The sequence below is a fragment of the Azospirillum halopraeferens DSM 3675 genome, from assembly GCF_000429625.1.
Lineage (GTDB): Bacteria > Pseudomonadota > Alphaproteobacteria > Azospirillales > Azospirillaceae > Azospirillum > Azospirillum halopraeferens.
In genome coordinates this window covers 340,268-366,762 of sequence record NZ_AUCF01000001.1, presented here as the reverse complement: position 1 = coordinate 366,762, position 26,495 = coordinate 340,268, and the positions used below count along the sequence as shown (strand labels likewise).

The 26,495-nt window shown below is 71.0% G+C and carries 24 protein-coding genes; 8 read left to right on the top strand and 16 right to left on the bottom strand.

Features of this window, described 5'->3' with window-relative positions; genetic code table 11:
• The first annotated feature begins 114 nt into the window (after positions 1–114).
• The 3 genes from G472_RS0101730 (at position 115) to G472_RS0101720 (ending at position 3,437) form a co-directional block, all read left to right on the top strand.
• Positions 115–2,013, top strand: a complete 1,899-nt coding sequence (locus G472_RS0101730) for an ABC-F family ATP-binding cassette domain-containing protein (protein ID WP_029006979.1) — start codon at positions 115–117, stop codon at positions 2,011–2,013.
• Positions 2,014–2,045: 32 nt separating this feature from the next.
• The gene (locus tag G472_RS30730; RefSeq protein ID WP_245593357.1) at positions 2,046–2,687 is read left to right on the top strand and encodes an exopolysaccharide biosynthesis protein; all 642 of its coding nucleotides are present in this window, start codon (positions 2,046–2,048) and stop codon (positions 2,685–2,687) included.
• A 144-nt stretch (positions 2,688–2,831) separates the two neighbouring features.
• On the top strand, positions 2,832–3,437 hold the full coding sequence (locus G472_RS0101720) for a class I SAM-dependent methyltransferase (protein WP_029006978.1): 606 nt from the start codon (positions 2,832–2,834) through the stop codon (positions 3,435–3,437).
• 18 nt (positions 3,438–3,455) lie between these two features.
• Here G472_RS0101720 and G472_RS30725 read toward each other — a convergent pair whose 3' ends face one another.
• The 6 genes from G472_RS30725 to G472_RS40475 all read right to left on the bottom strand — a co-directional run bounded on the left by G472_RS30725 (position 3,456) and on the right by G472_RS40475 (position 8,930).
• The gene (locus tag G472_RS30725; protein WP_051340153.1) at positions 3,456–4,967 is read right to left on the bottom strand and encodes a M10 family metallopeptidase; all 1,512 of its coding nucleotides are present in this window, start codon (positions 4,965–4,967) and stop codon (positions 3,456–3,458) included.
• 32 nt (positions 4,968–4,999) lie between these two features.
• Positions 5,000–5,866 carry a 16S rRNA (adenine(1518)-N(6)/adenine(1519)-N(6))-dimethyltransferase RsmA gene (gene rsmA, locus G472_RS0101710; RefSeq protein ID WP_029006977.1) on the bottom strand — a complete coding sequence of 289 codons (867 nt, stop codon included), beginning with the start codon at positions 5,864–5,866 and terminating at the stop codon, positions 5,000–5,002.
• Positions 5,867–5,915: 49 nt separating this feature from the next.
• Complete coding sequence (locus G472_RS38615; protein WP_156926955.1) at positions 5,916–6,131, bottom strand: hypothetical protein; 216 nt, start codon at positions 6,129–6,131, stop codon at positions 5,916–5,918.
• 7 nt (positions 6,132–6,138) lie between these two features.
• Positions 6,139–6,993 (bottom strand): alpha/beta fold hydrolase, encoded by an 855-nt coding sequence (locus G472_RS0101700; RefSeq protein ID WP_029006976.1) that lies wholly within the window; start codon positions 6,991–6,993, stop codon positions 6,139–6,141.
• Between the two features lie 19 nt (positions 6,994–7,012).
• Complete coding sequence (locus G472_RS30720; protein ID WP_051340151.1) at positions 7,013–7,861, bottom strand: lytic transglycosylase domain-containing protein; 849 nt, start codon at positions 7,859–7,861, stop codon at positions 7,013–7,015.
• Positions 7,862–7,949: 88 nt separating this feature from the next.
• Positions 7,950–8,930, bottom strand: coding sequence for a peptidoglycan-binding domain-containing protein (locus G472_RS40475; protein ID WP_029006975.1), 981 nt, complete (start codon positions 8,928–8,930; stop codon positions 7,950–7,952).
• A 182-nt stretch (positions 8,931–9,112) separates the two neighbouring features.
• On the opposite strand from G472_RS40475, the gene G472_RS30715 reads away from it, so the two are divergent.
• Both G472_RS30715 and G472_RS0101680 read left to right on the top strand, forming a co-directional pair.
• On the top strand, positions 9,113–11,518 hold the full coding sequence (locus G472_RS30715; RefSeq protein WP_035690659.1) for a penicillin acylase family protein: 2,406 nt from the start codon (positions 9,113–9,115) through the stop codon (positions 11,516–11,518).
• Complete coding sequence (locus tag G472_RS0101680) at positions 11,515–12,756, top strand: threonine ammonia-lyase (RefSeq protein ID WP_029006974.1); 1,242 nt, start codon at positions 11,515–11,517, stop codon at positions 12,754–12,756. Before G472_RS30715 ends, G472_RS0101680 begins: the two co-directional genes overlap by 4 nt.
• A gap of 19 nt (positions 12,757–12,775) precedes the next feature.
• Here G472_RS0101680 and hisC read toward each other — a convergent pair whose 3' ends face one another.
• Positions 12,776–13,867, bottom strand: a complete 1,092-nt coding sequence (hisC, locus tag G472_RS0101675; RefSeq protein WP_029006973.1) for a histidinol-phosphate transaminase — start codon at positions 13,865–13,867, stop codon at positions 12,776–12,778.
• A 20-nt stretch (positions 13,868–13,887) separates the two neighbouring features.
• Positions 13,888–14,763, bottom strand: coding sequence for a chorismate mutase (locus tag G472_RS0101670; RefSeq protein ID WP_029006972.1), 876 nt, complete (start codon positions 14,761–14,763; stop codon positions 13,888–13,890).
• A gap of 135 nt (positions 14,764–14,898) precedes the next feature.
• On the opposite strand from G472_RS0101670, the gene metX reads away from it, so the two are divergent.
• The 3 genes from metX (at position 14,899) to G472_RS36670 (ending at position 17,347) form a co-directional block, all read left to right on the top strand.
• Positions 14,899–16,104, top strand: a complete 1,206-nt coding sequence (gene metX, locus G472_RS0101665; protein ID WP_029006971.1) for a homoserine O-acetyltransferase MetX — start codon at positions 14,899–14,901, stop codon at positions 16,102–16,104.
• 23 nt (positions 16,105–16,127) lie between these two features.
• Entirely contained in the window at positions 16,128–16,805 is a 678-nt protein-coding gene (metW, locus tag G472_RS0101660) for a methionine biosynthesis protein MetW (RefSeq protein ID WP_084536369.1), read from the top strand.
• A 71-nt stretch (positions 16,806–16,876) separates the two neighbouring features.
• Positions 16,877–17,347, top strand: a complete 471-nt coding sequence (locus G472_RS36670; protein ID WP_084536368.1) for a PRC-barrel domain-containing protein — start codon at positions 16,877–16,879, stop codon at positions 17,345–17,347.
• A gap of 15 nt (positions 17,348–17,362) precedes the next feature.
• Here G472_RS36670 and G472_RS0101650 read toward each other — a convergent pair whose 3' ends face one another.
• The 8 genes from G472_RS0101650 to G472_RS0101615 are packed head-to-tail and all read right to left on the bottom strand — an operon-like array spanning position 17,363 to position 26,449.
• Positions 17,363–17,596: a hypothetical protein gene (locus G472_RS0101650; protein WP_029006969.1), complete on the bottom strand. Its 234-nt coding sequence runs from the start codon at positions 17,594–17,596 to the stop codon at positions 17,363–17,365.
• The gene (locus tag G472_RS0101645) at positions 17,596–19,866 is read right to left on the bottom strand and encodes a chemotaxis protein CheA (RefSeq protein WP_029006968.1); all 2,271 of its coding nucleotides are present in this window, start codon (positions 19,864–19,866) and stop codon (positions 17,596–17,598) included. Before G472_RS0101645 ends, G472_RS0101650 begins: the two co-directional genes overlap by 1 nt.
• Positions 19,863–20,276, bottom strand: coding sequence for a response regulator (locus tag G472_RS0101640; protein WP_035690655.1), 414 nt, complete (start codon positions 20,274–20,276; stop codon positions 19,863–19,865). The genes G472_RS0101645 and G472_RS0101640 overlap by 4 nt, the downstream gene beginning before the upstream one ends.
• Positions 20,273–21,142, bottom strand: a complete 870-nt coding sequence (locus tag G472_RS0101635) for a CheR family methyltransferase (protein WP_029006966.1) — start codon at positions 21,140–21,142, stop codon at positions 20,273–20,275. The genes G472_RS0101640 and G472_RS0101635 overlap by 4 nt, the downstream gene beginning before the upstream one ends.
• Positions 21,143–21,170: 28 nt before the next feature.
• Entirely contained in the window at positions 21,171–21,791 is a 621-nt protein-coding gene (locus tag G472_RS0101630; protein ID WP_029006965.1) for a HEAT repeat domain-containing protein, read from the bottom strand.
• 15 nt (positions 21,792–21,806) lie between these two features.
• Positions 21,807–22,940 (bottom strand): chemotaxis-specific protein-glutamate methyltransferase CheB, encoded by a 1,134-nt coding sequence (gene cheB, locus G472_RS0101625; RefSeq protein WP_029006964.1) that lies wholly within the window; start codon positions 22,938–22,940, stop codon positions 21,807–21,809.
• Between the two features lie 21 nt (positions 22,941–22,961).
• Complete coding sequence (locus G472_RS30705; protein ID WP_051340147.1) at positions 22,962–24,497, bottom strand: chemotaxis protein CheW; 1,536 nt, start codon at positions 24,495–24,497, stop codon at positions 22,962–22,964.
• Positions 24,494–26,449, bottom strand: a complete 1,956-nt coding sequence (locus tag G472_RS0101615) for a methyl-accepting chemotaxis protein (RefSeq protein WP_245593356.1) — start codon at positions 26,447–26,449, stop codon at positions 24,494–24,496. The genes G472_RS30705 and G472_RS0101615 overlap by 4 nt, the downstream gene beginning before the upstream one ends.
• Positions 26,450–26,495 lie beyond the last annotated feature (46 nt).

The window sequence follows — 26,495 nt, the reverse complement described above, 5'->3', positions numbered from 1 at the left end:
CCCCGGCAACCGCGTCGTCGGCGCGCCGGCGCGTTTTTGCGCGGCCGGCCCGCGGATTTGCCCGTTCGCACCGCTTCAAAACCGCCCGTTGCTCGTGGTACATCCCCGTTTGCCATGCTGCACATCAATGAACTGACGTTCCGCTACGGCGGGCGGGTGCTGTTCGACCACGCCACCGCCGTGGTGCCCAAGGGCCACCGCGTCGCCCTGGTCGGACGCAACGGCACCGGAAAGAGCACCCTGCTCAAACTCATCGCCGGCCGGCTGACACCGGACGGCGGCTCCATCACCCTGCCCGCCGGGGTGCGGTTCGGAATGGTGGCGCAGGAGGCGCCGGCCGGCGACACCAGCCTGATCGACACCGTCCTGGCCGCCGATACGGAACGCTCGGCGCTGCTGGCCGAGGCGGACACCGCCACCGACCCGGCCCGCATCGGCGAGATCCACACCCGCCTGGCCGACATCGAGGCGCACACCGCCCCGGCGCGCGCCGCCCAGATCCTCGCCGGCCTCGGCTTCGACGCCGAGGCACAGCAGCGCCCCTGCGCCGCCTTCTCCGGCGGCTGGCGCATGCGCGTGGCGCTGGCCGGGGTGCTGTTCTCGCGCCCCGATCTGCTGCTGCTGGACGAGCCGACCAACCACCTGGATCTCGAAGCCACCCTGTGGCTGGAAAACTACCTGCGCAACTATCCGCACACGGTGCTGCTGGTCAGCCACGACCGCGACCTGCTGAACTCCATCCCCACCACGACGATCCACGTCGACAACACCAAGCTGGTCACCTACGCCGGCGGCTACGACCAGTTCCTGCGCATCCGCCGCGCCAACATCGAACGGCTGCAGGCCAGGGCCGCCAAGCAGGAGGCGGTGCGCAAGCACCTGCAATCCTTCATCGACCGCTTCCGCGCCAAGGCCACCAAGGCCCGCCAGGCGCAAAGCCGCATCAAGGCGCTGGAGCGGATGGAGCCGGTGGTCGGGATCGAGGACGATGAATCCTCCATATCCTTCAACTTCCCGCAGCCTGACGCGCTGCCGCCGCCGCTGATCACGCTGGAGAACCTGACGGTCGGCTACGGGGAACGGCCGATTCTGAAGCGCCTCAACCTGCGCATCGACATGGACGACCGCATCGCCCTGCTGGGGGCGAACGGCAACGGCAAATCGACGCTGGTCAAGCTGCTGGCCGGCCGCCTGACGCCGATGGACGGCGAGATGCGCCGGCCGTCCAAGCTGCGGGTCGGCTATTTCGCCCAGCACCAGGCCGAGGAACTCAACCTGGACTACACGCCGATCCGGCAGGTGCAGGCGACCATGCCGCTGGCGCCGGAGGAGAAGGTGCGCGCCCACCTCGGGCGGTTCGGCTTTCCCCAGACCAAGGCGGAAACCCGGATCGCCGACTTGTCCGGCGGCGAAAAGGCACGACTTCTTCTGGCGCTGATGAGCCGCGAGGCACCGCACATCCTGATGCTGGACGAACCGACCAACCACCTCGACGTGGACAGCCGCGAGGCGTTGATCCAGGCGATCAACGCCTTCGAGGGCGCGGTCATCCTCATCAGCCATGACCCCCACCTGATCGAGCTGACCGCCGACCGGCTGCTGCTGGTGGCCGATGGCACCTGTCAGCCCTACGACGGCGACCTCGACGATTACCGCCGCATGCTGCTGGAGAAGGCGCGGGCCGAGCGCAGCGCCGGCGATGCCGGCCGCGATTCCGGCCCGTCGCGCAAGGACCAGCGCCGTGCGTCGGCCGAGGCGCGGGCCGCCCTGGCACCGCTGAAGCGCAAGGCCACCGACGCGGAGAAGCTGGTCACCCGCCTCAGCGACGAGAAGAGCCGGTTGCAGGAACGCCTGGCCGACCCCGCCCTCTACGACGGTCCGGCGGACGCCCTGACCAAGGTGCAGAAGGAACTGGGTGCGCTGGAGAAGCGTCTCGCCGCTGCCGAGGAGGAGTGGCTGGCCGCCGCCGAGGCGTACGAGGCCGCCGCCGGTGAAGCCGGAGTCGCCGCATGAACGCACCGCTGCCCCGAGAGGCTCGTTCTCCCATGGCGGAGATCACCGTCCGCACCAGCCGCCCCGGCCCGGACCGCACCTCCGACGTCCTGGCCGCCTTCCGCCGCGACCTGCCGGACGGGAGGGTGAGCATCGGCAACCTGATCGACGCCCTGGGCGACCGCTCCGTCGGCACGATCCTTCTGGCGCTCTCCCTGCCCACGGTGGCGCCGGTGCCACTGGGCGTGTCGGTTCTGTTCAACCTGCCGGTGCTGCTGTTTTCCATCGCCCTGCTGTTCGGCAGCCGCGGCGCGATGCTGCCGGACTGGCTGCTTCGCCGCTCGGTCGAGCGGGCAACGGCGGCGCGGATGATCGACGCCGTGCTGCCGCGGCTGCGCTGGATCGAGCGCATGCTCCGCCCCCGCCGGCCGGCCCTGGCCGCCATCGACGGCGAGGTGTGGTTCGGCGCCCTGGTCTTTCTGCTGGCCCTCATCGCCTTCGTTCCGGTGCCGCTGATGGGGTGGCTGCCGGGATTCGCGCTGGTGCTGCTGGCGCTCGGACTCATCGAGCGGGACGGGAACGCCGTCGGGGTGGGCCTGGTCCTGGGAATGGGGGCGGTGGTCTTCGCGGCGATTCTCATCAGTGGCCTTTCCTACGCCGGCCATGAACTTTTGGTGAAAGACGAAGCCGACTGATCCGGCAGGACATCGCCCCGGTTGAAGTCCCGATCGATTTGCCTCATAACGGGCGCCCAAGGTTTCCAACGTTTCGGGACCTTCGGGCGCCCGAGTTGTTGCAGTTCGCGATCTCACTTCAACATCAGTGGCGAAAGGCCGGTCATGACGTCATCGCAAGTTACCGCCGGCAAGGCGAAGCGCGGCAGGGCAAGTTCTCCCGCCTGGCTCTTCTTCCAGCGCTGGCTGGCCAATCCGTTGGCCATGGGCTCGATCACGCCGTCGTCGGCCGCCCTGCGCAGGATCGTGCGGGACAACATCATCTGTGGCCCCGATCAGATCGTGGCCGAGTTCGGCGGCGGTACCGGCGCCATCACCAAGGCCATGCTGGAGGCCGGCATCCCCGGCGACCGCGTCTATTCGTTCGAGATCGACAAGGAACTGGCCGGTTACCTCAGGGAATTCTACCCGGACATCCACGTCGTGCATGACGACTGCCGCAAGGTCGCGCAGATCCTGGGGCCGGAGCGCGTCGGCAAAGTCGGCACGGTGATCATCGGCATCCCCATGATCACTCTGCCCATGGACCTGCAGCGCGAGATCGTCGCCGCCACCTTCAGCGTCATGCCCGAGGGCAGCCGCTTCCTCCTTTACACCTACATGATCCACTCGCCCCTGAACCAAAAGGAACTGGGCCTGAAGGGCAAACGGGTCGGCTTCACCCCCATGAACATCCCGCCGGCCTCCGTTTGGGCCTATTGGAAGGCGTAATACCGGGTTCGGGGGACGTCACGCGGCAACGAAGAAGTCCCCCGTTACCGCCGCGGCCGGCACGCCCGCCAGGGTCACCGTCGTGCCGTTGCCCAGGTTGATCACCGCGGCGCCACCGGCCTCGCTCACGCCGCGGACGGCACCGGCGGCGGCGATGATCCGGTCGCCTTCGGCAACGTTGAAATCGGTGATGGTGTCGTTGCCCAGTGCCACAAACCGGTCGGCCCCGCCGCCACCGGTCATGGTGTCGTTGCCCAGGTTGCCGAACAGCAGGTCGTCTCCGACATTGCCGAACAGCGCGTCGTCACCCTGCCCGCCGAACAGCGTGTCGTTGCCCTGCCCGCCGAACAGGACGTCGGCGCCGAGCTGCCCGTACAGAACGTCATCGCCGAGCTGGCCGAACAACCGATCCGAATCCTGTCCACCGAACAGCGCATCGCGGTCCTGTCCGCCGAACAGGGTGTCGTCGCCCGTGTTTCCGTACAGGACGTCGTCGCCGGTGTTGCCGTAGAGGATGTCGGGTCCGCCGCCGCCCGACAGCGTGTCGGCGCCGCCGTTGCCGGACAGCGTGTTGGCGGCCCGGTTGCCGGTGAGGCGGTCGCCGCCGGCGCCGCCGACCGCGTTCTCGATCAGGGCGCGGTCATCGTTGCCATGCAGATACGCCGTGACCACGTTGCCGCGCGCCACCACGGTGGCATTGCCGGCGTCCAGCCGGGCGAGCTGGCCGGTCGCGAAGGTGCTCCACGCTCCCGGCTCCAGGTTCACCGTCACCGCGCCGGCGTAGGCCGACAGGTCGTAGGTGTCGCTGCCGCCGCCATCCCACACGGTGGTGAAGATCACCGGCGTGTCGGGGGTGAAGCGATAGACGGTGTCATCGGCCGCGGTGGCGTAGTTGGGACCGTACAGCGCCTGGATCGCCGCGACGTCGTGCACCATCGGCCCCGTCGGGAAGGACCCGGCGGCGACGCGCATCGCCTCGGATACCGACGCGCCTACGAAGGAGCGGTAGCTCATCACCGTGAACTCGACGGAATCCACGGCAAGGTCGGCGGGACCGCTGATGTCGCCCGCCTCGTGGGGGTGCTTCAGGCCCAGCGCGTGACCGGTCTCGTGCAGCGCCGTCATGTACTCGAAGCGGCCCGGCGTCCATTCGGCCACGCCGGTGAGGCGCGGGCCGAACCAGACGTCGCCGCCGAGGGTGGAGGTGGAGGGGAGATAGGCGTGGGCGGTGCCCGTTGCCGCCGTCCCGGCGAAGCGCAGCGTGGCGACCGACGGTGGATCCGCCACGGGAACGAAGGTCAGCGCCGCCACGTCGGCCCAGGCGCGCAGTGCTGCGCCCACCGCTGCCTGCTGGGCGGTTGTGAGCCCCGCGAAGCCGTTGAACGGCTCACCCGCGGAGCCATAGCCGCTCCAGTTCGACCCGGCGGTGGGAAACCCGTAGGTGATCGTCGGGGATGTCCACCGGGATCCTTCCAGCAGCGTGTCGATGAGCGGATTGCCCGTCACCCCGGCCCCGGTGGCGGTCGCCATGCCGTTCACTCCTTCCCTGTCGTCCGGCCTAATCAGTCCTTTGCGGCGCCGTCGCGCCACAGGCGGGCCAGGGTGGCGAACCCGGCGACCGGCACCTCCTCGGCCCGGGCGGTCGGGGGAATGCCGGCTGCGGCCAGCAGCCCCTCGGCGTCGCCCAGCGCCTTCAGGCTCTGGCGCAGCATCTTGCGCCGCTGGCCGAAGGCGGCCGCGGTGACGGTTTCCATGGCGGTCCAGTCCGCCGGTTCCGGGGCCGGGCGCGGCGTCAGCCGGACCACCGAGGAAGCCACCTTGGGCGGCGGTGTGAACGCCTTGGCCGGCAGGTTGAACAGCACCCGCACGTCGGCCTGCCACTGGGCGATCACCGACAGGCGGCCATACGTCTTGCTGCCGGGCTCCGCGACCAGCCGGTCGGCGACCTCCTTCTGGAACATCAGGGTCAGGCCGACATAGTCGCGGATGCGCTTCAGCCAGCCGATCAGCAGCGGCGTTGCCACGTTGTAGGGCAGATTGGCCACGACCGCCCGCGGGGCGGGCGCCAGCTCCACGGGATCGACCGTCAGGGCGTCGGCTTCCACGATGGTCAGGCGGCCGGCGGCGGCGGCGACCACGTCCTGCAACGCCTCGACGAAACGGTGGTCGCGTTCCACCGCGATCACCGCGCGGGCCGGTGTGGCCAGGAGCGCGCGGGTCAGGCCGCCCGGCCCCGGCCCCACCTCCACCACCGTCACACCTTCCAGCGGGCCGGCGGATCGGGCAATGCGACCGGTGAGGTTGAGATCGAGCAGGAAATTCTGGCCCAGCGCCTTGCGGGCGTCGAGCCCGAAGCGCGCAATAACGTCGCGCAGCGGCGGCAGCGCGTGGGGGTCGAACGAGTGGGGTGCTGAAGCGGCGTCGGTCATCGCGCCCTTATAGGGCGGGGCCGTGCCGCCGTCACGCCCGCCGATGCGGTCAACGGTCCCGCCGGGTCGTGACGTGCACGTCGACCCGGCCGAACAGGGCGGCGCCGATGGCGGCCAGGACGACGGCGACCGGCACCGCCACGGCCAGGGCCAGCAGCAGGCCCGATGTGAAGACCAGCACCGCCGCCAGGATCACCCCGACGACCAGCGCCATTACGATGGTGGCAAGTGCCCCGGATATCCGCGCGGCCCGTTCCCCGGTCATCTCGGCCTCACCCCTCCTCCAGCAGGAAATCACGGACCACGGCGATCTGGTCGTCCACCATCAGCGACGGCGCATGGCCGACATGGGGGAATTCCACCAGCCGCGCCGCCGGGCCGCGGCGGGCCATCTCGGCGGCCGCGTCGGCGGACAGGATATCAGAATCGGCGCCGCGAAGCACCAGGACCGGACAGCGCACCCGGTCCCACAGGGGCCACAGGTCGACGTCGGCCAGCGGCTGGGCGGTGAAGGCCCGCCCGATGCCGGGGTCGTAGGCGAGGCCGTAACGCCCGTCGGGCAGCGGCCGCGCGCTGGTGCGGGCCATGTGGCGCCACTGCTCGTCCGCCAGGGTGCCGAAGCCCATGAGGACGAAGCGCAGGTAGGATTCCACCGCGGCCAGATCCTCGAACACCGGGTCCTTGCCGACGTAATCGGCGATCCGCTCCAGCCCGGCCCTGGTGACGAACGGACCGACGTCGTTGAGGACGAGGCGGCGGATGGGCGAGTTCGGCTGTGCCGCCAGCATCATGCCGATCAGCCCGCCCATGGATGTGCCCACCCAATCCACCGTCTCCACGTCCAACCGGGCCAGCAGGGCGTTCATATCGGCCAGATACTGCGGGTAGCCGTACAGGTCGGGGTTGGAGAGCCAGTCGCTGCGCCCCCGTCCGACCACGTCGGGGCAGACCACCCGCGCCGCGTCGGCCAGGCGCAGGGCCAGCGCGTCGAAGTCGCGGCCGTTGCGCGTCAGGCCGTGGACGCACACCACCGTGCGCGCCGCGTCGGGCCGCCCCCACCGCGTGTAGGCGATCCGGTGGAAGCCGGCCGGGCTGAGGCCGAGAACGGAGTGTTCGGACATCGGCATGGCACCGTACCTCCTGCGGTCAGCGGGGCAACTCGGCGGTTTCCGGGGCGAACCGGGGCGACGGGCCGGTCACCGAGGGGTCGAACGGGTGAACCGTCCGGGGATAGATCCGCTGGATCAGGGTAACGTAGCCTTGCGTCTCACGATAGGGCGGAACACCCTTGTGCCGGTCGACGGCCCCTTCACCGGCGTTGTAGGCGGCCAGGGCCAGTGTGACGTCGCCGCGGAAATAGGCGAGCAGCCAGCGCAGGTACTTCATGCCGCCGCGCACGTTGTCCTCGGCATCGAAGACGTCGCGGACGGCGAACCGCTCCGCCGTCTCGGGGATGAGCTGCATCAGGCCGGCCGCCTCCTTGGGCGACACGGCGTCGGTGCGGAAGGCGCTCTCCACCCGGATCACCGCCAGCACCAGGTCGGGGTCGAGGCCGTAGCCGGGGGCGAGCTTCTTCACCAGGGCCACGATCTCCGCCGGCGGTTGGGCCGGACCGCGGATGGGGCCGGTGCCCGGCCGGCACCACGGGCGGATGTGCCCCATCTTCCCCGGGACCCAGTTCACCAGCTTGCGCGCCTCCCCATGGCCGCGGCTGGCGGCGGCGCGCAGCCATGCCGTGCCGAGGCGCTGGTCCTTGCGCACGCCGTTGCCGAACAGGAACCGCCGGGCCACCCGGTAGGAGGCGTTGGGGTCGCCGGCCTCGGCCGCTTCGCAATCGGCGGCAAAGGTCCCGGGACGCGGCTTGGCGGTAGCCGCGGCGCGCTCCGCCGTCGTCGCGGACGGACCGGCCGCGGCAGCCGGAAGAGCCGGAATGGCGACGGCCAGGGCGAGCAGTCCGGCCAGCACCGGTACCGGCAACCTCGACAACGGCGGCATGTTTTCCTCTCGTACGGTCGGGCGGATTATGGGGTTGCAGCAGCGACTCGGCAAGCACGCGTCCGCGCCCCGACCACTGCCCGGTCCTTCACAGTCCCTCCGCCCGGTCCAGGGTGATGCCGTACTGCGCCGCAAGGTCATAGCGGATGCCGTGCACCGTCCCGCTGCCTTCGGCGATGGTCAGCAGACGGGTGCGCACGTCCTCGACCCATTGCGCCTTGCAGACGGCGGCGCGGCGCGTGGCCACGGCCCGCAGCAGCGGCGTTTCGTCCGCCGGGGCGCCGTCGGCCGTGATCTGCGCGAAGTCCGCCTTGATCTGCGCCTCGACGGCGGAGCTGATGCTGCCGTTCTGGACGCGGATGCCGAACATCAGCGCCACCGCGCGCTGCGACACCAGGCCGAAATCCCGGCACATGTCCAATGCGGTCCGGTACATGGCTCCGGCCGCGTCGACCTGGATCGCCTGATACTCCGGCGTGGCGCCCAGGGCGGCGAAATAGTCCTTCCACGGGGAGACGACGCGGTGGCGGGAATCCTGGATGGTCGTCGCCCACGCGACCTGCTGGTCGCGCGTGCCGCCGGTGGCCCCCGCCCGGAAGGCCGCGGCGTCGGGGCCGAACACGCGGTCCACCACGTCGGGGTGGTTCGTGCACAGGGCGGTCAGCAGCGGCTGCAGGCTCCCCTGCCCCAGGCACCATTGCAGCGCACCGAAGCTCAGCCCCTGTCCGTCGAAATTGCCGCTCAGGCCGGAAAAGCACTTGGGTGCCGCCTGCCCGGTTTCGAAGCTGCCGATCAACGCCAGGCAGCGGGCGGCCAGGTCGCCCTGCGCCACCGGGGACGTCGTGGTGGCGGTTGCCGCCGGTGCCAGCCCCATGGCCGCGCGCGTCCCGGGGCCGACGATGCCATCCGCGGTCAGACCCTTCGCGGTCTGAAACCGCTCCACGGCCGCCTCGGTGCCTGCACCGAAAACGCCGTCCTCGGCACCGGCCTGATACCCTTCGGCGTTCAGGAACGCCTGCACCTCGCGCACTTCGTTGCCCTTCGCCCCCCGTCGCAGCAATTCGGTCATGATTCCCCCCGTCTTCCGGCACCATGGCGGTGCCATTGCGCCGTCCGGCAGCTTTGCGCGTGCAATACCGTTTTGTCGATACCCGTATGCGTCGTAAGCGGCGGTCCGGCGATTCTCGTCTTCGTTTCGCTTCCGGCCTACCTATTTCTGAGTCCCGGGCAGGCAGGATGGGGACGGTTGGAATGGTGCGGGTGTTCAGGTTTGTCGCTCTGGCGCTGGTCGGCGTGATGGTGCTGGTTGCCGCCGCCGCGGCCGGCGGTCTGTGGTGGCTGCGTGGGGAGCAGCCGGCCTACACCGGAACGGTCAGGCTGGCCGGGCTCGACCGGCCCGTGGAGGTGCTGCGCGACGCCAACGGCGTTCCCCACATCTTTGCCGAATCCGATGCCGACGCCGCTTTCGCGCTGGGCTATGTCCACGCTCAGGACCGGCTGTGGCAGATGGAGCTGATGCGGCGCATCGGCTCCGGCCGGCTGGCGGAGCTGTTCGGAACCCGCTTCGGCGCGTGGCCGGTCGGCCTCGACCGGCAGATGCGAACGCTGGGTTTCGCACAGGGTGCCCGCGATTCCTACGCCGCCCTGTCGCCCGGAGCGCGGCGGGACCTCGACGCCTACGCGGCGGGCGTCAACGCCTATCTGGCGAGCCGGACGGAGGCGCTTCCGGTCGAGTTCCAGCTCCTGCGTCACGAACCGGCACCCTGGACCCCCGCCGACAGTCTGGTGTGGGGCAAGCTGATGGCCCTGCAACTGTCCGGCAACTACCGGCAGGAGATCCAGCGCGCCCGCCTGCTGCGCCGCCTCACGCCGGAGCAGGTGGCCGACCTCTACCCCGGCGATCCCGAGGGGTCGGCCGTTACCCTGGCGGCCCTGCTGGACGGCTTCGATTTCGACCGCGTCGCTGCAGACCTGCCGCCGGCCCTCGGCCCCGACCTGGCGTCCAACGAATGGGTGCTGTCGGGTCCGCGGACCACCACGGGCAAACCGATCCTGGCCAATGACCCGCACCTCGGGCTGGAGGCACCGATTCTCTGGTATCTCGCCCGCATCGTGACGCCGGAGCGCCGGCTGGTCGGCGCCACCGTGCCGGGCACGCCGCTGATGATCCTCGGGCACAACGGACGGGTCGCCTGGGGGTTCACCACCACCCACAGCGACACCCAGGACCTGTTCATCGAACGGATCGACCCTGCCGATCCCAATCGCTACCTGACGCCCGGCGGCAGCGAGCCGTTCGAGGTGCGCACTGAGATTATCCGGGTCGCCGGCGCGCCGGACGTGGAGCTGACGGTGCGCCGTACCCGCCACGGCCCGGTGATCTCCGACCTGCCCGACGAGGGCAGCGACCTGTTTCCGGCCGGCCATGTCCTGGCGTTGGCCTTTGCCGGCATCGACGGCGCCGACACCACGGCGGAAGCCCTCTACCTGGTCAACCGGGCCACCTCGGCGGCGGAGGTGCGCGACGCCCTGCGGCTGCACCGCACGCCCCAGCAGAACGTCGTGTTCGCCGACACGGCGGGTGCCATCGGCCTGGTCAGCCCCGCCCTGGTGCCCATCCGCCGCAACGGCGACGGCAGCGTGCCCGTTCCCGGCTGGACCGGGGAGTACGACTGGGCCGGCTTCATCCCCTATGACGAGCTGCCGCACGCCGCCGACCCGGAGTCCGGCCGGATCGTCAACGCCAACAACGCGGTGGTCGGGCCCGATTATCCCCACCTCCTGACCACCACCTGGCCGGAGCCGCACCGCGCCGACCGCATCATCGAAATGCTGGGCGACGGCACCCACGATGTGGACGCGACGGTGGCGCACCTGATGGACGCCGTATCGCCCGCCGCCCGCCGCCTGCTGCCGCTGATGCTGCAAGTCCCAGCCCCCGCCGCCGGTCCCGCCGCCGAGGCGGTGGCGATGCTGCGGCAATGGGACGCCACCATGGACCGCAACCGGCCGGAGCCATTGATCTACGAATGGTGGCTGCGGGAACTCAACCGCACCCTGTTCGCCGACGAGCTTGGCGACCTGTTCGGGGAGTATTTTTACCAGCGCACCGAGACGGTGTACCGCGCCCTCAGCGACCGCCGGCAATGGTGTGACGACGTCCGCACGCCCACCGTGGAGACCTGCGGCGACGCCCTGGCATCGTCCCTCGATGCGGCCCTGGCCCGGCTGCGGGAGCGTCACGGCACCGACCCCGCCGCCTGGCGCTGGGGGGACGAGCACCGCGCGCCGCTGTCCCACCGCGTTCTCGGCCGTGTTCCCGGATTCAACCGGGTGTTCGGGCTGGAGGTGGAAACCGACGGCAGCGGCACCACCGTCAACCGCGGCACCAGCCGCATCAGCGACGAGGCGGCACCCTTCGCCCACGTCCACGGCGCCGGGTTCCGAGCGGTCTACGACCTGTCCGACCTGCCCAATTCGCGCTTCGTCATCGCCACCGGCCAATCCGGCAACCCGTTCTCGCCCCATTGGGGTGATTTCGTGGAGCGCTGGAGCACCGGCGGCATGGTGATGCTCCGGGGCGACCGCGCCGCGCTGGCCGCCGCCGGGGCGCGTCGCCTGGTCCTGCAACCCGCGCGGCCCGGAGGTTCGTCGTGACGGAGTCCCCGACTGATCCGCTTGCCCTTCCCGGCCTCGACGACGTCCGCGCCGCGGCGGACCGCATCGCCGGCCACGTCCTGCCGACACCGGCGGAGGAGGCGCCGCGCCTGTCGGAGCGGGCGGGCTGCACCGTCTTCCTGAAGCTGGAGAACCAGCAGCGCACCGGCTCCTTCAAGGAGCGGGGCGCCCTTAACACCCTGCTCTCCCTCGACGAGGCCGAACGGCGGGCCGGTGTGATCGCCATGTCCGCAGGCAACCACGCGCAGGCCGTGGCCTGCCATGCCGCCCGCCTGGGCATCCGCTCCACCATCATCATGCCGCGCATGACCCCCTTCACCAAGGTGGCCCGCACCGAATCCTTCGGTGCCACCGTGGTGCTGGAGGGCGAGACGCTGAGCGAGGCCGAGGCGTTCGCCCGCGATCTGGCGGCGCGCGAAGGGTACTGCTTCGTCCACCCCTACGACGACCCGCGGGTGGTCGCCGGCCAGGGCACCGTGGCGCTGGAGTTCCTGGCCGCCGTGCCCGACCTGGAGGTTCTGGTGGTGCCGGTCGGCGGCGGCGGGCTGATCGGCGGCATGGCCCTGGCGGCGCGCGCCCTGCGGCCGGACATCGCGGTGATCGGCGTGGAGTGCTCCATGTACCCGTCCATGAAGCAGGTGCTGCACGGGCAGGAGCCCGCCTGCGGCGGCGTCACCATCGCCGAGGGCATCGCCGTCAAGGCCCCCGGCCGCCTGACGCGGGAGCTGGTAAGGACCCACGTCGACGACATCCTCGTGGTGGGGGAGGAAGCGCTGGAAGCCGCCGTCTACGAGATGGTGACGGTGCAGAAGCTGGTGGCGGAGGGGGCCGGCGCCGCCGTCCTGGCGGCGGTGTGCAGCCATCCGGAGGTGTTCCGCGGCAAGCGCGCCGGGCTGGTGGTGTCCGGCGGCAACATCGACGCCCGCCTGCTGGCCCAGGTGCTCATGCGCGGCCTGGTCGCCGAAGGCCGGGTGGTGCGGCTGCGCATCGCCCTGACCGACGCCCCCGGCGCCCTGGCCAGGGTGGCCTCCCTGCTGGGCGGGAGCGGCGCCAACATCGTGGAGATCTACCACCAGCGCCTGTTCCACGACGTACCGGTGAAGATGGCGGAGATCGACGTGATCCTGGAAACCCGCGACCGGACCCATGTCCAGCAACTCGTCGATCATCTCACCGCCGCCGGCTTTCCGACGGAGCTGATGATCGACGTGTCGTGAACCGGTGGGAAGGCGCCGGTTACTTTCCGAGGAAGTCCTTGAGGGCTGCGGCCACCTTCCTCATCTCCGCCTCCGTGCCGATGGAGACACGCAGGCAGCTCGGCAGGCCGTAGGCCTGCATCTGGCGGACCAGGATGCCGCGCTCCTTGAGGAACAGGCGGGCCGCCTCGGCGTCGTCCTTGCCCGCACTCTGGCCCTTGAAGTCCACCAGCAGGAAGTTGCCGATGGACGGGTGTGCCGTCAGGCCGAGCGCGGTCACGGCATCGGCGAACCATGAACGCCACGTCTCGTTGTGGACGCGCGAGCGCTCCAGGAACTCCGCGTCCTCCAATGCCGCGACGCCGGCGGCCTGGGCGGCGCCCGAGACGTTGAAGGGGCCGCGCACGCGGTTCAGCACGTCCGCGACCGCCGCGGGGGCATACGCCCACCCCAGCCGCAGAGAGCCCAGCGCGAAGATCTTCGAGAAGGTGCGCGTCATCACCACGTTGTCGAAGCGGTCCACCAGTTCCCGGCCGCTGGCGTAGTCGTTGCGGCTGACGTACTCGGCATAGGCGGCGTCCACGACCAACAGTGTGCCCGAGGGCAGGCCGGCGTGCAGGCGCCCCAGCTCGTCCGCCGACAGATAGCTGCCGGTGGGGTTGTTGGGATTGGCGATGAAGACGATTCGGGTGCGCGGCGTGACGCGCGCCAGCATGGCGTCCACGTCGGTCTTCAGGCCGCGTTCCGGCGCGGTGACAGGGGTGGCTCCCACCGACTTGGCGGCGATGGGGTACATGAGGAAGCCGTGCTCGCTGTACAGCACCTCATCCCCCGGGCCGGCGTAGGCGCGCACCAGCAGCCCGATCAGCTCGTCCGAGCCGGAGCCGCAGACCAGCCGCGCGGCATCCAGGTCGAAGCGCGCGGCGATCGCGTCGCGCAATGCACGGGACCCGCCATCGGGATAGCGGTGGATCTCCCCGGCCATGCGGCGGTACGCCTCCACCGCGCGGGGGCTGGGACCCAGCGCGCCTTCGTTGGACGCGAGGCGGACCGTCCCGGCGGCCTCACCACCCACATAAGGCGCGATGTCGAGGATACCGGGGCGGGGAGTCGGTGCGTTGGTCACGGTCATGATGGCTTCGGCTGTGGCGTTCAGGGCCTGCGGACGTCCGCGGTGATCTGAAGGGGGACGGCATAGCCGCCCAGGGTGTTGATGCGCACCGGCATATCGGCCAGCCGGTCGACGACGGCGCGGGGGCGCGGGTCCTGCTGGTCGATGTAGTCGGCGATCTCGACCAGGTGCAGGGACGGGTTGCCGGTGTCCCGTGCGTGCCAGGTGCAGAACCCGGTGGGCGGCAGGCCGCACGCCTCCAGCGCGTCCTTCAGGCGGCCGCGGCTGAGGTCCTGCCCCAGCTCGATCGACAGCAGGGTGCGGTCATCGCCGGTCGGCTCGTGCGGGACATGGGCGATGACCAGGGCGTCGCGATCCTCCCCGCGGGCGTTGCCGCGGCCGCCGAACGGCAGGCGTGCGACCACCCGCGGCGTGCGCGCATCGCCGTTGGCGAGAAAGCGCCACCACGGATCGCTGTCGTCCTCCGCCGGATAGGGAACGACGCCGACGGTCGCCGTCCCCTCCCCCACCGCGCGCACCGCGGCGACCGGGGTGTTCACGGCGGTCATCGGCACGGCGCTGCCGAAATGGTCGCGCGCCACGTCCCAGAATCCCCGCCGATCCTCCGGTGCGTAGACCGCCACGGCGAACGGCCCCTGCAGGCGGGTCAGCGCGGTGATCATCTCGCGCCACATGCGCACCAGCACGGGCAGCGGGAACGAGCCGGTGTGGCGGGCCGCCAGCCGGCGCAGGATGACCGCCTCGCGGCCCGGCCGCAGGTAGGTCTGATCGCGGCCCTTCGCCACACCGACGCGTTCGACCACCAGGGCGCGTCGCATCAGCAGATCGTGAATGGAATCATCGATCTGGTCGATTTCCCGGCGCAGCTCTTCGAGGGTGTCGTTGGACGGCGGCATGAGGCGAAAACCATGTCGTGCGAAGCCGGATAGTAGTAGTCCGCGACCGCGGCAAAAGCAAAGAAAACGTTGACACCTTCCCGCCCCGCTCCCTACCTATACGCTCCCGTCGCGGTAGAGACTCTTTCGCCTGCCATGCCCGCTTCCAAGCCCTCCGTGGTCGACCCGGCCGACGCCGATAACCAGCCCGGACACCGCGTCCGGCTCGGTGTGGAGCGGCCCATGCGCCTGGACAGCGGGCTGGAACTGGGGCCCTTCACGGTGGCCTACCAGACCTACGGCACGCTCAACGCCGACCGCTCCAACGCGGTGCTGATCTGCCATGCCCTGACCGGCGACCACTATGTGCTGGACCGCCACCCCGTGACGGGCAAGCCCGGCTGGTGGGAGATGCTGGTGGGTCCCGGCCGGCCGGTCGACACCGATCGCTATTTCGTCATCTGCTCCAACGTCATCGGCGGCTGCATGGGGTCCACCGGACCCAGGGAGATCGACCCGGCCACCGGCAAGCCCTATGGCCTGTCGTTCCCGGTCATCACCATCGCCGACATGGTGCGGGCGCAGAAGCTGCTGGTGGAGCATCTGGGGATCGAGCAGCTGTTCTGCGTCATCGGCGGCTCCATGGGCGGCATGCAGGTGCTGCAATGGGCGGTGTCCTATCCGGAATCGGTGTTCTGCGCCGTGCCGATCGCGGCGGCACCGCGGCATTCCGCCCAGAACATCGCCTTTCACGAGGTTGGGCGCCAGGCGATCATGGCGGACCCGGACTGGTGCGGCGGCGACTATCTGCTGGCCGGCACGCGGCCGCACCGCGGGTTGGCGGTGGCGCGCATGGCCGCGCACATCACCTATCTGTCGGAAGCCGCCCTGCACCGCAAGTTCGGGCGCACCCTGCAGAACCGGGCCCAGCTCAGCTATGGCTTCGACGCCGATTTCCAGGTGGAGAGTTATCTGCGCCACCAGGGCATCAGCTTCGTGGAGCGGTTCGACGCCAACTCCTATCTCTACATCACCCGGGCGATGGACTATTTCGACCTGGCGGCCGACCACGGCGACGTTCTGGCCAACGCCTTCCGCCACCGCGGCAAGGCGACGCCGGTCCGCTTCTGCCTGGTCAGCTTTTCCAGCGACTGGCTGTTCCCGACGACCGAATCGCGCTCCGTCGTCCACGCTCTGAACGCGGTGGCGGCGAACGTCAGTTTCGTCGAGATCGAAACCGACAAGGGGCACGACGCCTTCCTGCTGGACGAGCCGGAGTTCCACCAGGTCATCCATGGTTTCCTGGAAGGCTGCGCCGAGCATCGCGGCCTTACGGCGCGCCGCCGCGCCCCGGCGGCGTGAAGTCCCGTCCCGAGGCGAACCCCATGAGCCCCCTCGACGCCGATTCCCCGTCCCCCGACACCGCTTCCGGCCGCACCGGCCCCCGCAGCGGCCGGTCGCGCGACATCCGCATCGACCTGCGTCTGATCGCCGACATGGTGGAGCCGGGCTCGCGCGTGCTCGACATCGGCTGCGGCGACGGCGCGCTTCTCGACTATCTGACCCACGGCAAGGGAGTGGACGGCCGCGGCATCGAGTTGAGCATGGAAGGCGTGCACCGGTGCGTCAAGCAGGGGCTGTCGGTCATCCAGGGGGACGCCGAAACCGACCTGAAGGACTATCCGGCCGGCGCCTTCGATTACGTCATCCTCAGCCAGACCCTTCAGGCCATGCGGGACCCGCGGGCGGTGCTCGACCACCTCGTGCGCATCGGCCGCTACGCCATCGTGTCGTTCCCCAACTTCGGCTATTGGCGCATCCGCCTCCAGCTCCTCCTCACCGGGCGGATGCCGGTGACCGAGCGGCTGGGATACCAGTGGTGGGAAACGCCCAACATCCATTTCTGCACCATCACCGATTTCGTCGAGCTGTGCCGCGACATGGGCATCCGGATCGAGCGGTCGATGATCCTGAACCGGGTCGACCGGATCACCGGCCGCGGCCACGGCGGCCTGACGAACCTGATGGGCGAGCAGGGCGTATTCCTTCTGCGCCGCGGCTGAACCGGCCGCCGGCGCAACCTCCCCGGCCCCTCCGGCGTTGAAGGGGGTTGCCACCATAGGAGGGGAAGCCCATGCCGCATTCTCTCGCTCGCATCCCGGCACTCGCACTCGCACTCGCACTCCCGCCTGCCGGCTGGGGGCTCGGCGGCGCTCCGATCCCGTCGGCCGCCGCGTCCGAGCTTCGCGAGGTGCCGGCCGCCGCGGTGCGCCCGCTCGGCGCGACGGAGGCCCGGGCGCTGCTTGGCAAGCGCGTGCGCACCCGCGACGGCGGGTCGGCCGGCGTCATCCGTGATTTCACCCTGGCCGGATCGGGCGGCCCCATCGATCACGCCGTGCTCGAATCCGGCGGATTCCTGGGGTTCGGCGGCAGCCTGGTGTCGGTGCCGGCGGCGGCCCTAAAGGTCGCGGCTTCCCCATCCGTGCCGGAGGCCGGCGACGGCCCGGCGGTGGACGTCATCCTCGATCTCAGCGACAGCGAACTGGCCGGAGCGGCGGCGTTCCGCTACGACGACGAGGTGCGCACCCTGGCCGGGGGGCGGTAGCGATCTCCCTGCGGGTCAGCCGATCGCCGGGATCACCCAGCGCGCCAGGAACGGGTCGGCCGGCGTCGTCGTCACCGGCCGGCCGGCGGCCATGAGGACCTGGAGGACGGCGGTGTGGAGGGCGGTGCAGGTGCCGAGGTCGAGGAGCCCGTCGGGCGTGGCGGTCAGCCACTCCGCCAGCGGCAGCGCCTCCTCCACCGTGCAGTCCCCTTCGAACCGGGCGGTCGTGCCGTCGAAACGGATGGGCATCACAGCAACTCCCGCGGGTTGATCACCGGCACCAGGCGCCCGTCGCCCAGTTCCGTCGTGCCGGCGTAGGCGCGCAGCCCGGCCAGCACGCCGGTCAGCGGCTTGAGCACGGCGTCCAGCCGCTCGACGACGCCGTCGACCACCAGCCCCACCGGCTCCGCCGCCCGATGCAGCACCAGCACGGTCGCCTCGTCGCACGCGGTGCCGCCCGCCAGCCCCAACAGCCGGTCCAGCCGGAGCAGCGGCACCACCGCATCGCGCAGCACGACGCTCTCCGCCTGCTTGACCCTGCGGATGTCACCGGTGCGGATGCGCGCGACCTCGCTCACCGCGGACGTCGGCACCCCGAACAGGGAGCCGCCGGCGGACACCACCATGACCGGTGTGACCAGCATGGTCAGCGGCAGGGTCAGGCTGATGCGCGTCCCCTCCCCCGGAACCGAGTCCACGGCGATGCTGCCGCCGGTGCGGACGATGGCGGTGCGCACCGCGTCCATGCCGACGCCGCGGCCCGACACGTCGGTAACCGTTCCGGCGGTGCTGACACCGGGCAGGAGGATCAGCGCCAGCGCCTCCTGACGGGTCAGCGCGGCGGCCCGGTCGGCGGTGACGGTGCCCCGCTCCACCGCGGTGCGCAGCACCTTGTCGGCATCAACGCCGGCACCGTCGTCGGCGACGTCGATGACGATGCCGTCCCGGTCCTGGCGGGCGGTGATGCGGATGACCCCCGTCTCCGGCTTTCCGACGGCACGCCGCTGCTCCGGCGATTCGATGCCGTGATCGACCGCGTTGCGCACGAGGTGCAGCAGCGGTTCCCCCAGGGCGTCGAGCACGTCCTTGTCGGCTTCCGTCGCCTCCCCCTCGACGCGCAGATCCACACTCTTGCCCAGACGGCCGGCCAGGTCGCGCACCAGCCGCGGCAGCGGCTGGAGAACCCGATCCAGCGGCAGCATGCGCAGCCGCAGCACCGCGTCCTGCAGATCGTCGATCAGCCCATCCATTTCGTCCTGCACCTCCCGCAGGCCGCGGGCGAGAATCGGGTCGGCCGCCCGGCGCAGCAGGACCGGCAGGCGGTTCTTGGTCACCGCCAGTTGGCCGACCAGCCCCATCAGGCGATCGATGCGCTCCGGCTCGATCCGCAGCGCCCGGCGTCCCGCGGCACCGGACGGCGCGGGTGTCACGGGGGCGGAAGGGGCCGGAACGGCCGGAGCTTCCACGGCGTCCGCCAGCCCGGCCAGATGGGCGGCCAGTGGCTCCACCAGGCCGGTGGTTCGTGCCTGCGCCGCCGCCGTGTGCAGGGCGGCAACCGCAGTGCCACGGCCAAGTGCCGTGAGGATGTTGCCGGCAGCGCGGGCCGTTGCGGCGATGCGGGCGTTCAGCGTGCCGTCGCCGTCCCCGTCTCCGGCGCCCCGGGCCGGGGGCAGGTCCAGGATGCGCCGCTGTTCGCGCAGCATGGCTGCGGCAAGCGCCCTGGCGGCGGCGGCCGGACCGGCAACCGTCGAATCCGGCCCGGCCAGGCGGGCCGGTGGAACGGCGGCGAACCGCACCTGGTCGGGTGCCGATCGGAACAGTGCGGCCACCTCGCTCTCCGGTGCGGTGGTGAGCGCGCGCAAGCGGAGCAGGCACCGATAGGGGTCGAGGCCGGCCAGCGGCGGCCACGGGGTGACCGGTTCGATGCGCAGCAGGACCAGACCGGGGATGCGGCGGACGACGGCCAGGGGATCGTCCCCGTTGAAGAAGCAGTCCGGGTCGGGATCATAGGCCACGGCGGTCAGGGTGCCCTCCGCACCCGGTGCGGCCTGCACCACCGCGGCCCGTTCGCCGGGAGTCAGCTCGACCACCCAATCGAAGAGGGCGGGAAGCTCCCCCGACCCGGCCGCGCCGGCCGCGGGACCGCCCCCCGACAGGGACGTCTGCAGTGCCCGGGCGGCGCCGGCGGCGTCGCCGGGAAGCCCGCCGTGGGCTTCGATGTGGTCGATCCAGCGGGCGGCCTGATCCAGCACGGCGAACAGTCCGTCGATCAGCCCCGGGGTCACGGAGCTGCGGCCGTCCCGCACCGTCGCCAGCAGATCCTCCGCTGCGTGCAGCAGCCGGGTGAAGACCGGCCAGTCGAACAGGCCGGTGGCCCCCTTCAGGGTGTGGAAGGCGCGGAAGACCTCGTTCACCGCGTCGGCGTCCGCATGGTTGCGTTCCAGCCGCAGCAGTCCGGCGTTGGCCGTCTCCAGGATCTCGCGGGACTCCACGAGGAACTGTTCGAACAGGGCGGTCATGACGGGCTCTCCGCCCCGTCGCCGACGGGCCGGCCGCTCAGCAGGCGGGCCGACAGCACCAGGGCCTCCGGCCGCACCGGCTTCACCAGGTGCCAGTTGGCACCGGCAGCGAGAGCGCGCAGCCGGTCGTCGTCACGGGACTCGGTGGTGATCATCAGGGCGGGCACGGCCTCCAGCGCCGCTTCGCGCCGCACCGCGCGCAGCATGGAATAGCCGTCCATCTTGGGCATGTTCACGTCGACGATCAGCAGGTCGGGCGGATCGGCCAAAGCCCGCTCCAGACCCTCGATGCCGTTGACCGCTTCCTCCACCAGGAACCCGTCGGCTTCCAGCACCTGCCGGGTGTAGGCGCGCACGGTGATCGCGTCATCCACCACCAGCACCCGGATGCGGCGCGTTTCCATGGTCATGGCCCGTCCCCGACCCCGGCGCGGGGTTTCTGGTAGACGATGGCATCGGGAAACTTGCGCGGCACGAACAGGGACGACATGCGGCTCATGCTCTCCGAATGACCGAGCATCACGAAGCCTTCCGGCACCAGCGCATCATAGAACATCGCCGCCGCCTCCCGCCGGCCGAGATCGTCAAAGTAGATCAGAAGATTACGGCAGAACACCACGTCAAGCGACCGGAACCGGCGCACCTGTTCCGGATCGGTGATGTTGGCCAGCGAGAAATCGACGGATTGCCGCAGTTCCTCGACGATCTGCCAGCGGCCGTCGCCCAGCGCCGTGAAGTACCGCTCCATCATGCCCGGTGGAACGTACTGAAGCGACCGGGCCTCGTAGATTCCGTCCCGCGCCCGGGCAAGCGCCGAGGAATCGATGTCGGAGGCGTACAGCTCGATGTCGTAGTCGTCGACGTGCTCCCAGTTCTCCAGCAGCGTCAGGGCGATGGAGTACGGCTCCTCGCCGGTGGAGCAGCCGGCGGACCAGATGCGGATGGGGCTTCCCTTCGGCCGCTCCTTCACCACCTCCGCCAGCACCGAACGGACCAGGCAGTCGAGCTGGTATTTCTCGCGCAGAAAGTAGGTCTCGTTCACCGTCAGCAGGTTCACGAGCTGTTGCAGTTCCTCGCCCGAGGGCTGGAAGCGCAGCAGATTCATGTACTCCCGGAACCGGCGGATGCCGTTCGCCGCCATCCGGTCGGCCAGGCGGCGGTCGACGAAGTAGCGCTTGTTCTCCCCGAAGGACAAACCGGTGCGCTGGCGCAAGAAGGCGCACAGCGTTTCGTACTCCTCCGGCGTGGCCGGGGAGGTCCCTCCCGAAGCGCTCATGGGCGGCCCCGGTTCGACGGCGTGCCCATCATCCCTCCCGGAATCGGCGGCGGGCCGCACCGACGGCGAAGGCGACCATCGGTTCGTCGGGGAAACGGGCCTCCAGCCGTTCCAGAACGGGCAGAACGGTGGGATCGGCCATATCCGCCAGCCCGTCGGCGGCGGCAAGGCAGACGTTGACCTGGGGATCGGCGTCGATGACCCGGGTCAGGCGTGCGAGGCGTTCGGGATGGACGGCGCCGGCCACCACCTGCACGGCGAACAGGCGCAGATCGGAATCGGCATCCGCCAGCAAGGGCTCCACCTGCGGCATCACCGCGTCCGGCGGCATCTGGTTCAGGGACTCGATGGCGCCGTTGCGCAGACCGGCATCCTCGCTGCCCAGGCAGGGCACCAGGCCGGCGGCGGCGTCGGCCGTTCCGATGCGCACCAGCGCGGTGAGGATGGCTTCCCGCACGCCGGGTTCCTCCTCCACGCCGAGGCGCGCGGCGAGTGCCGTCGCCGCCTCCGGCCGGCGGGCCAGGCTGTGGGCGGCCATCCGGCGTTGGGCCGGATCGGCGGCGGTGAGGTCAGCAATGGCCTCGCCTCCCTCGGGAAGCGGTGGTGCGGTCGCCGATCCGCGTCGGCTTCCGGCCTTGACCAGCGGCATGGTCTCCCCCTTTCCTCAACGGGCGCCGGTGGCCGGCAGCCAGCGCGTCAACTGTGCGGCGATGTCCTCGACGGCCAGGACCGCGTCGGCGCCACCGCGCCGGATCAACTCGTGCGGCATGCCGAACACCACGGCGCTCTCCTCCGATTCCGCGATGGTCCGACCGCCACGGGCGTGCAGGTCCGCCATGGCGGCGGCGCCGTCGCTGCCCATGCCGGTCAACTGCACCCCCACCAATCGGTCCGGCCGGACCAGGCGCAACGCACTCTCCACCAGACGGTCGACGCTGGGGTGCCAGGGGCGGGCCGTGTCGACGGGGACCGGCGCCACCACCAGGCGGCCGCCGCGCACCGCCAGCACCGCATCGGCCCCGCCGCGGGCGATGACCACGATTCCCGGTTCCAGGGGGACGGGCAGGGCCGCTTCGACCACCCGAACCGCGCACACGTCGTCGAGGCGCCGGGCCAGCGTCGCCGTGAAGTTCTGCGGCATGTGCTGCGCCACCACCACCGGCCAGGGAAAGCCGGCCGGGAGCAGGGGCAGGATCTCTTCCAGGGCACCGGGCCCGCCGGTCGAAACGCCGACCAGCACGACCCCCGGCACATCCGCGGCCGGCGCTTCGCCCTCCGGTACGGCGGTGTCTGCCCTGGGGATGTCACCCTGCCGGCGCGGTTCCGCCGGCGCCACCGGGGCCGGCCGGTCGCCGATGATCCGCTCGCGGGTGAGGCGCAACCGTTCGCGCAGATTGCGGGACCGCCGCAGCCGGGCGCCGGCGGCGGCGCGCACCTTGGCCACGATCTCGCTTCGCACCGTCGGCAAGCCGAGGCCGCTGCCGCCGGGCTTCTGCACCACGTCGACCGCGCCCAGCCGGAGCGCCTCGACCGTGGTTTCGGCGCCTTCCGCCGTCAGCCCGGAGATCATGAGCACCGGTTTGGGATGCTCCACCATGATCCGGCGCAGGCAGGCAAGCCCATCCATCCCCGGCATGGTGACGTCCAGGGTCACCACATCCGGATCGAAGCGGACAATCTCCGCCAGAGCCTCGGTTCCGCTGCGGGCGGCTGCGACCTCCATGTCGCCCTCAGCCGAGAGAATCTCGACGAGCAGCCGGCGGGCCAGCGCCGAATCGTCGACGATCAGCACCTTCATGGAGTTACCTTCAAGCCGTGCTCAGATCGTTTCGACTACAGTCGAAAGTTGGTCCATGTCGAGCAGGGCGTCAATCCGCAAAAGTAGAATCATCCGTTTGCCGTGACCCGGCGAGCCGATGCCGCGGATCAGGTGGCGCTGGGCCTCCGACACGGCCGGCGCCGGTTCGATCGCATCATCGGGGATGCGCACCACACCGGCGACCCCGTCCACCGCCAGGCCGATGAGCGTGCCGTGCAGCCCCGCCACCAGGATGCGCGTGCGCGCACCCGCACCCTCCGGCAGCTTGAGGATGACAGCCGGGTCGAGCACCGGCAGGGCGCTGCCGCGCAGGTTGGCGAGTCCGCTGACGAAGGCCGGTGCTCTGGGCAGCGGCGCCAGGGCGTCGGGATGGGGCAGCACCTCGCGCACGGCAGCGACGGGAAGCCCGTATTCGCCGCTGCCAAGGCGGAACACCACATGCGCTTCGCCGCGCTCCGGCCCCGCCTGCGCCATTCCCGCCCCCTCCTCCCGGTTGCTGCCATCGTCGACGTCGGCCAGGGCGGCGGCGTGCTGCACCATGCGGCGGGCGGACAGCAGCGACACCAGTCGCCGTCCGCCTTCCAGCCGGATGATGCCGTCCAGATCGGCGAACTCCGGCTCGCGGGCCAGGATCGCCGGGACGGGGCCGACGGCCGCAGGTTCCGGTCGCAGGATCTCGCGGACCGCATCGACGACCAACCCGACCCGCCGGTCCTGCGCGGGGGCGGCGATGACCACCCGGGGCGGTGCGGCGGACGGCGGCTCGCCATCCAGGCCGAACAGGGCGCGCAGCCCGATCAGCGGCAGCAGATCGTCGCCGACCGCCACCACGCCCAGCAGGTGCGCCCGCGCGCCGGGCATGCGGGCGACGGTTTCGGCCAGCGGCACGATCCGCTCCACCTCCGCCACCGGCAGGGCGAACTCCTGCCCGCCCACGGCAAACCCGACGAGCACAGCCTCATTCCGGGTGGTCCCGGACGCCACAGTCGTGCGATCCGGTGCGGCGGCACCGGCCTCCGGCGTGCGCAGAACGGCGCGCCCGTCGGGGGCGACGAACTGGCGGTCGATCAGCGGCATCGTATCCAGGATGAGGGCGGAAACCCCGCCGCCGGCGCCGCGCAACGCACCGGCCACCAGTGCGGCGTCGATGCCGGCATCCCGGGCCGCCTCATCGGCGCCGCCGGGGTCCATGGTCGCCATCTCGACCGTGTCCACGCCGTCGACGGAATCGACGGCAAGTCCCACCGCCTGGCCGCGGTGGTCGACCACCACCAGGCGGGCGCCGTCGCCGCTCTCGCCGGGCGGAAGCCCGAAGACACGGCGGAGCGACACCACCGGCAGCACCCGGCCATGGCGGCGCGCCAGACCCTCCAGCCCGGCCGGGGCCAGGGGCAGACGGACCACCTCGGGCGGGCGCAGGATCTCCTGCGCCGCCGCCAGGGGAACCGCAAGCCGTGCCCCGGCAACACGGAAGGCCAGATAGCGGCCGGTGTCGCCGGTCGGTGCCTCCGCCGCGCTGCCCGGCCCGCCCGTCATGCCACGACGCTCTGCAGCTCATCGGCCATGGCGGCGATCTCCTCGATGGCGGCGGCCAGTTCCTCCGCGCCCTGGGACTGCTCGCGCGCCGCCTTCGCCGCTTCCGACGCGGCCTGGTTGGCCTCGGCCGCCGCCGCCGCGGTCTGGTCGACGCCGCGCATGGCCTCCTGCACCGCCCGGTTGATCTCCTCCACCCCGTCGAGGATTTCCCGGTTGGCGGCGATGATGGTCCGAAGTTCTTCGAGTGCCGTCTGAAGCCCGTCGGCGTACTCTTCGGCTCGACCGGCCTCCTGCGCCGTCGGGACGGCTATCTCCTCGATCTCGCGGCGCACGCGCTCGGTCTGCTCCTGGATCGAGCGGATGAGGTCCTTGGCGCGCTCCGTCGATTCGGCGGAATCGCGCGCCAGGGCGCGGATGTCGTTGGCGACGACGTTGAATCCGCGGCCGAACTCCCCGGCGCGCGCCGCCTCGACCGAACCGGTGACCGCCAGCATGTTGGTCTGTATGCCGATTACCGAAATGGCATCGATGGTCTTTTCGATGCGCCGGCCGATGGCCGTGAGGTCGTTGATGCGCTCGCCGCTGCGCCGGCCCGCCTCGACGGCGCCGGTGACGCCGGAGGCCAGGTTTCCGATGCCGTTGCGCATCTCTGTCAGCCGCTCTTCCATAATGCGGCTGCGCTCCAGCGCCTCGCCGGCCCGCTTCACGCTGAGCCGGGACGCCGCCTCGATCTGCGCAACGGCGGTGGACGCCTGCCCGGTCGCCGCGCTCTGCGCCTCGGCGGCGCGGGCGATCTGATTGATCGCGATGGTGATCTGCGCCGCCGCCTGGTTGATTTCCTCGATGGCCGCCGACAGTTCCTCGGCGGCCGACGCCACCTCTTCGGCGCTGCGCCGGACGTCGACAGCGCCGTTCAGGTCATCGGCAATGTCGGAAAGCTGGGCGGCGGCCCGTTCGCTCTGGGTCAGCGCGTCGGCCTGCTGCCCTACGGTCTTCAGCGCTTCCTCGGCGGCCGAGGACTGCTCCTCGGCCGCGACGGCGATGTCCTCCGCACCTTTCAGAGCTTCGTGTCCGGCCGCATCGGCCTCGGCCGCCGAGCGGATCGTCTCCAGGCTCCCGGCCGCGACCGCCGCCATTTCGCTGCGCACGCCGTCGAGTTGGCCCGCGACGTCGCGGCCCCGCTCCGCCTCGGCGCGAGCGAGGCGTGCGGACTCCACGATGCCCGAGGCGATGCTGCCCACCACCTGCTGCACCTCGGCAACGAACGCCTCGATGTCGCGGGTGCACAGGGCGGAGCGCTCGGCCAGGCTCTGCACCTCGTCGGCGACCACCGCGAAGCCGAGGCCGGCGTCGCCGGCCCGTGCCGCCTCGATGGCGGCGTTGAGCGCCAGCAGATTGGTCTGATCGGCGATGCGGGCGACGCCGCGGACGATCTCTCCGATCTCGCCGGCCTGGCGTTCCAGTTCGCGCACGCGCGTGACCGCCCCCTCCTGCCGCTCGGCGGCGCGCACGATCGCGCCGACGGTCGACAGGATCTGCGTGCCGATGGTTTTCACCAGCGTGTCCAGGGCGTCGATCCTGGCGGTGGTCTGCTCCGCGTTCGTCCGGGCCCGCCGTATCAGGTCCGACGCCCGGACGACCATGAGCCGGGATTGCTGGGTTCCGGCCGCTGCCTCCTCCGCCCCGGCGGCGATCTGCTCCATGGCCTTGCGCAACTCCTCGGCAGCGGCCGCCGCCTGGGCAACGCCGCCCGCAAGTTGTCCGGACGCGGCCGCAATGCCCTCCGCGGCCTTGCGCCGTCGGGTGTTGGTGCGCACCCGGCGGCGCTGGACCGCTTCGGCCGCGGAAACTCCGATGGTCGTCTCGGGCGCCGGGGCGGCGGCGGTCTTCTTCATTTCTGTGGACCGCGGGATCTGGTTTTTCTTCACGAGGGCCATGTAACGATCATCCATCAGACGGTATCGGCGGCGAAGCGCAGGATGCGCGCACGCGAACAGG